The 11,661-nt window shown below is 66.9% G+C and carries 3 protein-coding genes (1 of these 3 only partly in view); 1 reads left to right on the forward strand and 2 read right to left on the reverse strand.

What is annotated here, in order from left to right:
* A protein-coding gene (locus tag AMB_RS17310) for a LamG-like jellyroll fold domain-containing protein (RefSeq protein ID WP_043745011.1) crosses the window boundary here: on the reverse strand, window positions 1-7,325 show its beginning. The gene continues 21,376 nt to the left of window position 1, outside the view; 7,325 of the gene's 28,701 nt are visible here — the first part of the coding sequence; it begins with the start codon at window positions 7,323-7,325; the stop codon falls past the left edge of the window.
* A 479-nt stretch (window positions 7,326-7,804) separates the two neighbouring features.
* Entirely contained in the window at window positions 7,805-10,279 is a 2,475-nt protein-coding gene (locus AMB_RS17315; RefSeq protein ID WP_043746899.1) for a PAS domain S-box protein, read from the reverse strand.
* A gap of 204 nt (window positions 10,280-10,483) precedes the next feature.
* Here AMB_RS17315 and AMB_RS17320 point away from each other — a divergent pair, with 204 nt between their 5' ends.
* Window positions 10,484-11,644, forward strand: coding sequence for an efflux RND transporter periplasmic adaptor subunit (locus tag AMB_RS17320; protein ID WP_011385784.1), 1,161 nt, complete (start codon window positions 10,484-10,486; stop codon window positions 11,642-11,644).
* Window positions 11,645-11,661 lie beyond the last annotated feature (17 nt).

The following is an 11,661-nucleotide window of genomic DNA, read 5'->3' on the forward strand; positions in this document are numbered from 1 at the left end:
GACGCCACATTGCCGGTCGAGTCGAGATTGACCGCCTGGCTGAGCGACCCTCCCGACAGCCGCAGGGTCTCCACTCCCGTGACATGGGCGAAGGCCGTGGCGTTGTTCAGGGTGCCCGAAGTGAAGTCATCGAAGGCGATGCTGTCGATGCCGGCACCGCCGGTCACCGTGGCGCCATCGGTGGTGCTGACCCGGAAGTTGACGGCGGAATTGCCCGCCACCAGCACGTCGGCGCCGCCACCGCCAACGATGTCGTAATAGGCCGCCGTGTCGCCACCCTTGATGTGATCGGCGAAGCTGGACCCGCGCACACCCTGGATATTGACCAGGGTGTCGGTTCCGGCGGTGAGCGTCCCATTGACGTAATAGCTGTCCACCGCCTTGCCGGCGGCCACGCCCAGATAGCTGCTGCCGCTCAGATTGGCGATGATTCCGGCGGCCGCATGCTTGTAGCTGGCAGTGACAAAGCCTGTGCCGCCGGTCAGGGTATCGCTGCCCGCCCCGCCTTCCAGACCCGACTGGCCGCTGGCCGCGCCGGACAGCACATCGGCGAAGTTCGAGCCCTCCAACTCCGTGATATAGGTCAGGGTGTCGGTATAGGTGGCCGTACCGCCGGTAAGAGTGGCCACGCCGCCGACCAGCGAGGCCGTCACCGGTCCGGCGGCATAGACGAAGCTGACCTTGCCGCCAGCCAGGCTGTCGCCGGTAATGGTCTGGTTCGCGCCCCCGGCGAAGAAGGTATCCTCTCCGCCATTGCCGACCATGGTGGTGACGGCGGCATTATAGGCGAAGATGTCGTCGCCAATGCTCCCCGTCAGCGTTCCCCCCGTCAGTGAGGTGGCCACCGCGGACGAGGGCGAATGGGTCGAGCCCGTCAATATGCTGCCGATTCCGGCCCCGGTCCCCGCATACTGGTCCTTCACCACCAGTTGGCCGCCGCCAGCATTGGCGGAAAGATCGATGACCAGATCGTTGCCCACCTGGCGGGCGCCCTTGAACCCCGCATCGCCGACCTTGGAGCCATCCAGAATGTTGCTGCCGGCGGTATCGATGATGGTCAGGGTGCCCGACGCGGTGGCCGCCGCCACATAGGTGTCATTGCCGCTGCCGCCGATCAGGCTGGCGCTGCCGCTGCCCGAGGTCAGAGAGACCGTGCCCGAATTGGACAGGGCAATCTCGGTGATACCGTGGGCGGCCAGGGCGGCGATGGTGGCGGTGTTGACGTTGGCTGGCGTATCGACAACCTGGATATGGCCGCCGCCCGTGGTGCTGAAAGACAGAGTCAGGCCCTGAACCGCGGTTATAGGCAGAGTCCCGCTGTCGGTGACCACGAACGACGTGATGCCGTGGCTCTGCAGGGTGGCAATCCCGGCCGCGGCGATATGGGCGGCCGTGTCGGAGACACGGGTATGGCCGCTGCCCGCCGCGACCGTCAGAGCGTCGGCGACCGACAGGGCGGTGACGTCCACATGAATACTGACCGCCTGATTGGTGGTCACCGCCGCGGCCGTACCGTTCTGCGCCGTGGCAGAGATCAGCAAGGTGCGGTCGCCGTACCAGTTCTGCGGCATCCTGACCGACAGCGTGGCATTGGCCGCCTGGGCCGCCGTCAGGGTGAGGACACCACTGGCGCTGGGCGTCAGGGTCTGACCGCTCAGAACCACCGTGGAGCCAGTCTGGAAGCCGCTGATGCTGACCGAGGAAACGGCCTCGCCCGTATGGGTGTCAGCCACGTTGAGCGCCAGGTCAAACGCCTGATTCTCCAACCCACTGAGCGTGGTCGGCGCGGTGATGGTCGCACCCTGGGTGACCGGGGTAACGGTCAACGTCACCTGCTTGCTGGTATCGACACCGAGGATGGTGCCGCCGTCATCGGTATTGTTGGCGGTGGCGGTAACCGTCAGCACGATCTGGCCGCTGTAATCGGTAGGCGGAATCACCGTGATGGTGGCACTGGCAGCCTGCCCGGCGGTCAGGGTGAAGTTGTTGCCGACGGCGGTAATCACCGTCGAGCCGACCTTGAGGACCGATCCCGACGGCGCGCCGGAAATCACCACCTGATCCACCGTCTCGTGGGTATTGCCGTCGCTGACCGCCAGACTGAAGCTGGCGCTGGCGTTCTCCAAGATGGTGAGCGATGACGGCACGGTGATGGCAGCGCCCTCGACCACCACCGACACAGCGGCATTGGCGCTGACCGTGGTGGCGGTGGTGGCGTCGGTATAGCTGACCGTGTAGCTGAAGCTGTCTTTGCCCGTATAGCCGGCGGTGGCGGTATACTGGATCTGCTGATGGCCGCCGACGGTGACCACGGACACCGAGCCGTGAGCGGCGGTGCCCGCCGTCAGGGTGTAGCCGGCAAGGGTGGTCAGGGATGTATTGTCGCCGCCCCGCTTGTCGTTGGCCAGCACGTCGAAGGTGTGGGCACCCGCCTGGGTATAGACGGAATCCGCCACGGCCGTCGGCGTCGAATACTGCAATCCCAGGTTGTGGATGGTATTGTCCTGGGCGACGGCGGTATTGGACACCTGGCTAACCAGTGTGGTCAACTGCTGCACGAGGCTCGACGCATTGGCGGCATTGGTGGCCTGAGCCGCCACGGCCTGGGCCGCAGCCTGGGCCGTGGCCACGTCCGCGGAGTTGAAGGCAATACCGGCTGCGGCCGTATAGGCGTTGTCGACCGCCAGCTTCTGACCATAGATGGTGTTGGCCGTGGCCAGATCGGCATTGGTACCCAGCGCCGACAAGGCCTTGGCCGCCGCCTGGGTCGCTGCCGCCAGCGCCTTGCCGGCGGAATCGGTGGCACCGTGGGGCAGAGCCGGCAAGATATTGGTCAGGTAATTGTTAGCATCGGCTCCGGCGGCTGCGGCCTTGGCCTGGGCGGCGACACCGGTGGCGAAGGCCGCTGCGGCGGCGGTCTTGGAATCCAGCACCGTCTGCAGCGCCGCGTCATAGACCGACTTCCAATAGGCGATCTGTGTGGCGGGATTATAGGTCTGGGACAGACTCAGGGCGGCGGCGGCATCGTTTTTGGACTGGATCGCCTGAAGATAGGAATTGCCGGCGGTCACCACCAACTGCTCGGCACGGAAAGTTTCGCTGGCGGCGACACCCACCGCGTTGGTGGTGGCATTGGCGGTGTTAATGGCCGCCTGGGCGGCGGCGAGATCGGTGTTCAGCTTGGCCAGGGTGCTGGTGACGCTGGCCAGATTGGCGGCGCTGGCCGTACTGGCATAAGCCTGCAGCGCGCCCTGATAGGCGACGGCATCGGCCTTGACGGTGCTAAGGGCGGTCAGAACGGCCGCCGGCGTCCCCAGCACCGAGGACCCGGCCAGACCGAGCCCTTGGCCCACCTGGACAATCACGTCGTCGAAGGCGGCGGCGACCGAGCCCAACTTGGCCACGACCGTATTGTAATCGGCCTGGGTCGACGCACGCACCACCGAGCTGGAATCAGTGGAGTGGCTCCGCGCGTCGGCGGCCGCGGTGGCCGCGGCGGCGGCCAAGGTCTGGGCAGCCGAGACATCGGCGGCGGCGGCCAAGTCGTCGGCCTTGGCGGCATTATTCAGCGCCGCGGCGATATTGTCCTTGACCACCTGCAGTTGCTTATCGAAGCCCGATGCCTGGGTGGTCGCCGAATCGCTGGCGGCGGTCACCTTGCTCAGCGCCGATTGCGCCGCTTGGTCGGCCTGAATGGCCTGGGCCAGAGCGGTGGCGGTGGAGCTTTTGGCGGCCTGGGCGGCCACGGCCGCGTCATAGGCCGAATCCACGGCGGCAAAGGCCGTCTGAGCATTGGTGATCTGGGTGGCCAGGGCGGCCTGGATGGTCTCCATCTGGCTCTTGGCATAGAGCGCCGTCCCGACCGTCGAGGCATTGCCCAGCGCGGTATTGATGGTGTTGTAGGCCGCCAGGGCGGCGTCATAGGCGGACTGGGCGGCGGGGCTGGCCGTGGCATCGGCCAGGGCTGCGTCCTTGGCGGCCTTGGCGGCATTCCACATGCCGTAGAGCGTGCCGAGGTCGGTGCTGTTCACGTTACCCAGCTTGGCGACCAGGGCGCTGTACTTCGCCTCGATGGCCGTCTTCATATCCACCAAGGTGCCGCTGGTCGCCGCGGTGGAGGAGTTAACGATGGCGTGAACGTCGGTCTTGGCGGCCAGGGCGGCGGCCACGTCGTCGGCCCGCACCTGGGCCGCCGAGGCCTCGGACGCGGCCAGGGTCAGGGTCGCCTTGGCGTTGGCCGCCAGCAGCAACTGCGCGGCGGCGGTGCTGGCCTTGGCATTGGCCGTGGTGGCCTGGGCGCTGGCATCGGCGGCGGCGGCGGCGGCGGCGGACGAATGGCTCTTGGCCGAGGTCAGGTCGACGTCGAGGTCGGCGGCGGCCTTGGCGGTATCGGCCAGGCCCACCTTGGCACCGGCGGTGGCGCTGGCGTTTGTGGCATCATCGGCGGCGCTGGCCGCCGTGGAATAGTAGCCCTGGACGGCGCTGATCAGCGACGCCTTGGTGGCATTGTAGGTGGCCAGCGCGGCCCCCGTGACGTTGCTCGGCGGAGTCGCGGCGTTCAGGGCGTCCAGCACCGCCTTGATGGCATCGCGGGACGCGGCGGCGGCGGTTGCGGCATCGGCAGCCGATTTGGCCGATGTATGGGCGCTGGCATCGGCGGTGGCGGCATATCCCTGCGCGTCCGCCACCGAAGCGGCATTGGCCTGATCGAGCTGCTGCTTCAGCGCCTGGGCCTGGGTCATGGCCTGAATGGCGATGGCGTCTTCCTGCTGTGCCACCGCCACCTGCTGGTCGACCTGGGCCTTGACCGCGGTTGCCTGCTGATAGGTCCCCAAGGCGGATTGGCGCGCGGCTGTCACCGCCGCCTGATTGGTGCTGAGAGCGCTGGTGAAGTTGGACGGCAGGCCCTGGGTCACGTTGGCATCGACGCCGGTCCAGGCATTGCCGTCGGTACCGATGCCCAGGGAATGGAGAACCTTCAGAGCGTCGGTGACCGCGTTGGCCGCCGAGGTCTGGGCGCTCAAAGCCGAGGTTACTTCGGCGTCTGCGGCCAGTTTGGCCGCCGACGCCGCATTGAAGCCGGTGGCCGAGGCATTGGCCAAGGCGGTGGCCGCGTCGGCGGTGGCGCGGCCGGCGGCGGAGGTGGCGGAGGTCAGGGCGGAATTGACCGTGGTCAGAGCTGCGCTGGCGATGGCCTCCAACTTGGCCTGCCAGGCCGCCTCGCCGGCGCGCTCGGCACCAATGGCGGAACCGTCCAGGGCCGAGTCCGTAGCAACGGTATCTTGCTGGGTGGCGTAGTTGCTGGCGGCGGTGACCGAGGCTGCCTGTGCCGTCTGGTAGGCAGTGCGGGCATCGGTCAAAGCCTGGGCGGCGGTTTCGTAATCGGCCTTGGCGGCGGCATAGCCGGCCTGGATGTCCGCCACCGCGTCGTGCCAGAGAACCACCAGGGGATTGGCGCTGGCGTCCGCCTGCTGCAGCGCGTTGTAAAGATCCAGCACCTTGCCGGTCAAACCCGCGGCCGACGCGGCGGTCAGGGCGGAATAGGCCTGATCGGCGGTCCAATCGGTCGGCATGGTGGTGATCAACGCCTTGGCAGCGTTGAGGTAATTGGTCACAACGTCCAGCAGGCCGCCGGCCTGTACGGTAAAGGCCGCCTCGGCGGACGCCGCGTTGACCAGCGGCGTCTCGATATTGAGCAGCGCCTGATGGGCAGAGGTAATGGCCGCTTCGGCCAAGGCCTTGAGACCGGGCAGCAGGGCGGTATCACTGGCCAGGGCGGCGTCCTTCAGGCCGCGAGCGGTGATCAGCGAGCCATCGCTCCAGCCGGCTGCATTGGTGTCGTTAAGGCCGTTAACGAGGGCTTCGGCGGTGCTGTACTTGGCATTGGCATCGGTGACGGGGGTCACGCTGCTCTTGTCGTTGGCCGTGGTCAGGGCGGTGACCCAGGCCAGCGCCTCACTTCCCTGCCCGCTGCCATCGGCGGTGACCTTGGCGGCATCCGTGGTCAGCTGGGTCAGGGCAGCCTTGGCCAGAGCCAGTTCGTAAGTGGCGGTATAGGTATCGCCGCCGGTCGCGGCGGTTTGGGCCTTGGTGGCATGATCGATCACCACCAGCCGGTCGGCCAGTACCTGGGCGAAATCCGACTGGGCCTGGGCGGCGGCGGCGGCTTCCTTGGCCGCCGTATTGTTCACCAGGTCGTGGAAGACCTGCTCGGCCACCCTGATCCCGGCGTCGCGGGCATCCTTGACCAGCCCGACCAAAGCCTCCTTCAGGCCCTGAACCTGCTTGGTGACCTGTTGGACCATGGCCTCCTGAAGGGCCTTCATCTGGTCCGCGGCGGTGGCCCCCTGCTGACCGGTGGCGGGCGGCGTTATGGGGGGCGGCGGCGGCACCTGCTGCTGTTGCTGCTGCTGAAGCTGCTGCTGCACCGCCTGGGCGGCGGCGTTGAAGGCGGCGGCCAGCGAATTGGCGGCGTTGGGCAGCGCCGCGCCGGCATTGCCCGCCACCTGCATGACCTGCAGCGGCGACATCTGCTGCGCCACCATGGTGCCGGTGGCCGACATCACCGCCGCCGCGCCGGCCGAGTTGAGGGTCATGGTCTGACCCGACGACGAGGTGACGCTGACCTCGCCGGTCACGCCGTTCTTTTCCGCCATCATGGCGATGGTGTTGCCGTTGCCGGCCACGCCGGTGCCGCGGATGCCGACGGTCATGGTGGGCGTCTTCAGCGACATGGCGTCGGGAGACGCCTTGGCAATCTGGCCCGAGACCAGGGCGAACGAGCCCGACACCAGCGACATCTGCGCGTCGCCGGTCTTGGCGCCGGGATCATAGGCCAGATGGTCGAGGACCAGACGGCCCTTCTCGCCCAGGGACATGGTGGTCCCGTCGGCGAAGGTCACGCCCACGGCGCTGCCCTGCGCGGTCTGCAGGACGTCGCCCTCCAGAACGTTGTCGCCCTTGTGCAGCTCGGACGTGGTGCCGTCGGCGTGCTTGACGCTGACCGTCCCGTTCAGGGTTTCCACCTTGCCGATGGCGGTCGCGCCGGACCCGCCGCCCGCCTGGGCATATTGGCCCGGCGCCAGCGGCCCGGCCAGCTTGCCAGCCAGGGCGGCGTCGATCACCGCCCCCGAATCATTCAGCAGCGGCGGCGGATTTTCCGAACCGAAATAACCCTTGATCACCACGCGGGAACCATCGGCGCCGACCAGCACCAGATCGCTGCCCTGACGGACGTATTCCGCGTCGACCAGAAGATTGCCGCCCGGCACCAGGATCTTGGAGAGGCCGGCGGCTTCGATGATGGTGGCCGGCTGTGGCTTCACGCCCCCCCCATGGCTTCCCTCGACGCCCTTTGCACCGGCCCCGACCTCACCCCCCGAATTGGAAGGCCGTTCATCTCTAGGCGCCATGCCACCCTCTTCTCAAAATTCGGCCACACGCCACCGTCGGCGCGCGACAGCCACTTCGCACCACTCTGCATGATACGATGTTTTACGAGAAAAGGTCAATATACAGCGTTCACCTTACGCAATTATTGCCGCCGCAAAGCAAGGCAAACCCCACGAAGCGAAGCAACAACAGCAGAACACACCGACCAGAGGCCGAACAAAATACAATAAAATATCGACGCAACCCCACAACATTGAGCAACAGTATCTTTGCGAGATCAGAAATAGTCAGCAATAAGCACAACAGGTCACATACTTATCATTGATCGACCTCAAAAGGCCGAGCCACCCCACCCAGTTATTTGCAAGAAAAGCTGAGAGGTACGGCACATCGCAAAGCCGTAGGCAGAAAATTAACCCTGGGTTTCAGCAAGGGAAAAGCGGAAAACGCTGCCCCGATCAGGCTCGGACTCGACCCAGATCCGGCCGCCGTGGCGCTCGACGATCTTCTTGCAGATCGCCAGCCCAATGCCGGTGCCGTCGTAATGCTCGCGGGTGTGCAGGCGCTGGAAAACCAGGAAGATGCGGTCGAAATAAGCGGGCTCGATGCCGATGCCGTTGTCGGCCACCGAGATGACCCAGCCCCCCGCCCCCGGCTCGGCCGTGACCGTGACCACGGGTTGGCGATCGGGGGACCGATATTTCAGCGCATTGCCGATCAGGTTCTGCAACAGCCGCAGCATCTGGGAGCGATCGGCGGTGACCTGGGGCATGGGACCGACTTCGATTCGGCCCCCGGTCTCGGTCAGCGCCGCCCCCAGATTGGCCATGACGTCGTCCAGCACCTCGCCCATCCCAAAGGACTCGAACTGCCCGCCCAGCCGCTCGACCCGGGAATATTCCAGCAGATCGCGGATCATGGCCTGCATGCGCTTGGCGCCATCCACCAGAAAGGCGATGAACTCGTCGGCATCGTCATCCAGCCGCCCGCGATAGCGCCGCTCGATCAACTGGGCATAGCCGGCGATCATGCGCAGCGGTTCTTGCAGATCGTGGGAGGTGACGTAGGCGAACTGCTCCAGTTCCTTGTTGGAGGCATCAAGCCTGACCAGCAGTTCCCGGGACCGGGCCTCCATGGCTTTGCGCTCGCTGACGTCGCGGCATATGAACAGCAGGCAGTCCAGGTCGTCGAGAACCACCTTCTGCACCGCGATCAGCGTGTCGAAGACCTCGCCGTTCTTGCGGCGCAGCCGGGTCTCGAAATTGACCACCTGCCCGTCGCGGCGGGCGGCCTCCACCAGCCTGGCCCGGTCCTCGGGGTCAGCCCAGACGCCCATTCCCAAGGCGGTGTGCCCCATGAGGTCCAAGCGGGAATAGCCCAACATGTCGGCGAAAGCGTCATTGAGATCGATATAGCGCCCGTCCTCGGTCAGGGAGATCACCATGGCGTCGGGACTGGCGCGGAAGGCCTTGGCGAATTTTTCCTCCGACAGCCGAAGACGGCGCTCGGCCTCCTTGGCGGCGGTGATGTCCTCGATGGTCCCCACCAGCCCGCCGGCGGGCCCCTCCTCCACCGACAGCGCCGCGGCGTGGCCGCGCACCCAGCGGATGGCGCCGTCGCCGCGCATCAGGCGCATCTCCGCCAGAAACTCGCCCTGGCCGTTCACATGGCCGCGCCATAGAGCCGCCACCGCCTCGCGGTCGTCGGGATGGACCACCTGGCACCATTTCTCCCCCAGGAGTTCGCTTCGTCCCCGGCCCGCCAGTTCCAGCCAGCGTTCGTTGGCATAAAGGCAGGTCCCCTCGGCATCGGCCTGGAACACCCCCACGGGGGAGTGCTCGGTCAGCATGCGGTAGCGAGCCTCGCTGGCGGCCAGGGCCTGCTGGACACGCTGGCGCTCGGCCAGCCTCCGGTCCGACACCATGGCCAGACCAAAGGTCACCAGGGCCAGAAGCAAGGTCGCGCCGCCCTGCAGCGCCGTGTCGCGGGACCAGGTCATCAGGACCTCGGTCAGCGACATCCCCACCGCCACCACCAGCGGATGCTTCTCCAGCCGGCGATAGGCGATCACCCGTTCGTGGCCGTCGGTGGCAGAAGTTCCGAGAAGCGTTCCCCGCGGCGCCGTGGCCAGGTGAGCCATCACGGCCCCCTTCGCCACCGAGACCCCGCGCCAGGCGTCGCTGTTGGGCAGCCGGGCCAAAATGATGCCGTCCTCGCGCAGCAAGGTGGCGCGCCCGCCGTCGCTGGGCAGGACCGAGCGCAATTCGTCCTCGAAGATCTTGGGATCGACCGAAACGGCCACCATGCCAGCCAGCCGGCCGTCCTCCGTGCGGATGGGACGGGCCGCGATGATGCTGTTTCCCGTCACCACGCGGCTTTGCAGCGGTGCGCTGATGAAAATGGGAAGCGTCGGATTCTCGGCCAGGGCCTTGAAGTACTCGCGGTCATGCACATCGGTGCCCGCCATGCCGGGCATGGTCCCCGCCACCATGACCCCCCGGGCATCGATGAACACGGCGCTGCGGATCTCGGGGATGAACTTCATGCGGTTGGCGAGCGCGGCGAGGGCGCGCTGCGGGTCGGCGACCCGCCCGTCGGGAGCCACCTCCTCCATCTCGGACAGCAACTGATCGATGCTGCGCATCACGCCCGCGATGTGCTCTTCCGAGACCCGGGTCAACGCCTCGACCAGATGCTTGGTATCGGCGATTTCCTTGCGATACGAGCCCACCGCCTGCCAGATGGTCAGCGCCGCCAGACAGGGAATCACCACCATCGCCAGCAAGCGGGCCCGCCAGGAATTGCCCGGCCGGGTCAGACCCGCCACGTCATGGCCGGCGCCTTGCGATGGCGCCTTGGAGGGCGGTTCCGGCTGCTGCTCGTTCATGCGCAAAAGAATACATGCGGATGGTTGGTCTAACAACCATGGCACCATACCCCTGCATCAGCGGCCCATCAGCGCTGCCTATTGACCTCCGCCCCCACCACTCGCTAAAACCAAACCGTTCAGTTTAGCTTGGCGGCACCTCCCTGCCCGCCGTCCGGCATGACCGAGATTTCCCGACACACCCGCCGAAACGAGACCGGACCCATGGACCATCAACCGCGTCGTCCCAAGCTTCCGCTTCCCGTCCTGCTGCTGGGCGGACTGGCGCTGGCCGGCGTGGCGGCGGGCGTGGTCTCGTTCTCGTCCACCTCGTCGGGACCGGCCGGCGCGCCGCCGCCCGCCGGCCCCGCCGTGACGGTGGCCACGCCCGCCAGCCGCACCATCACCGACTGGAGCGAATACACCGGCCAGTTCGCCGCCGTGGATTACGTCGAGATCCGGGCCAGGGTGAACGGCTACCTGACCGAAGTGCACTTCACCGACGGCCAGCTGGTCAACAAGGGCGACCTGCTGTTCGTCATCGACCCGCGGCCTTACGAGATCGCCCTGGCCTCGGCCCGGGCCAAGCTCGACCAGGCCATGGGCACCAAGGAATACGCCAAGCGGCAATTGTCGCGGGCCGGCGAGTTGCACCGCAAGGAATTCGTCGCCGAGAGTACCCTGGACCAGCGCACCGAGGAATCGCGTGGCGCCGGCGCCACGGTGGAGGCGGCCCGCGCCGCCGTCCGCGACGCCGAGCTGAACCTGCAATTCACCCGCGTCACCGCTCCCATCTCGGGCCGGATCGGCGCCAAGCAGGTGAGTATCGGCAATCTGGTCACCGGCGGCCCCACCGTGGCCTCGCCCACCTTGCTCAGCACCATCGTCTCCCAGGACCCCATCCACGTGACCTTCGACCTGACCGAGGCCGATTACCTGGCCCAGGCCAAGCGCGGCAACGCGGTGGGCACGCCGGTGCAGTTGCGGCTGATGAGCGAGACCGGCTGGCCGCGCGAAGGCAAGCTCGACTTCGTCGACAACCAGATCGACAAGGGCACTGGCACCATCCGCGCCCGCGCCGTCCTGGCCAACGCCGAGGGCCAAGTGCCGTCGGGGGCCTTCGGCCGGGTCCGCCTCGCCACCTCGGTTCCCTATACGAGCCTGATGGTGCCCGACACTGCCATCGTCACCGACCAGGCGCGCAAGCTGGTGATGACCGTCAAGGACGGGACGGTGGTGCCCAAGCCGGTGGTTCTCGGCCCCAAGGACGGCGAATTGCGGGTGATCCGCGACGGCCTCGCCCCCGACGACCAGGTGATCATCAACGGGCTGATGCGCGCCCGGCCCGGCGCCAAGGTTTCCGCCCAGCCCGGCAAGATCGAATAGCGGGATCGGACCCACGC

Origin of the sequence: Paramagnetospirillum magneticum AMB-1 (assembly GCF_000009985.1) — a bacterium.
GTDB lineage: Bacteria > Pseudomonadota > Alphaproteobacteria > Rhodospirillales > Magnetospirillaceae > Phaeospirillum > Phaeospirillum magneticum.

What these genes read in the sequence shown, in the direction of transcription:
- AMB_RS17315 (WP_043746899.1), bottom strand. Translation starts at nt 10,279, where the DNA reads ATGAACGAGCAGCAGCCGGAACCGCCCTCCAAGGCGCCATCGCAAGGC.
- AMB_RS17320 (WP_011385784.1), top strand. Translation starts at nt 10,484, where the DNA reads ATGGACCATCAACCGCGTCGTCCCAAGCTTCCGCTTCCCGTCCTGCTG.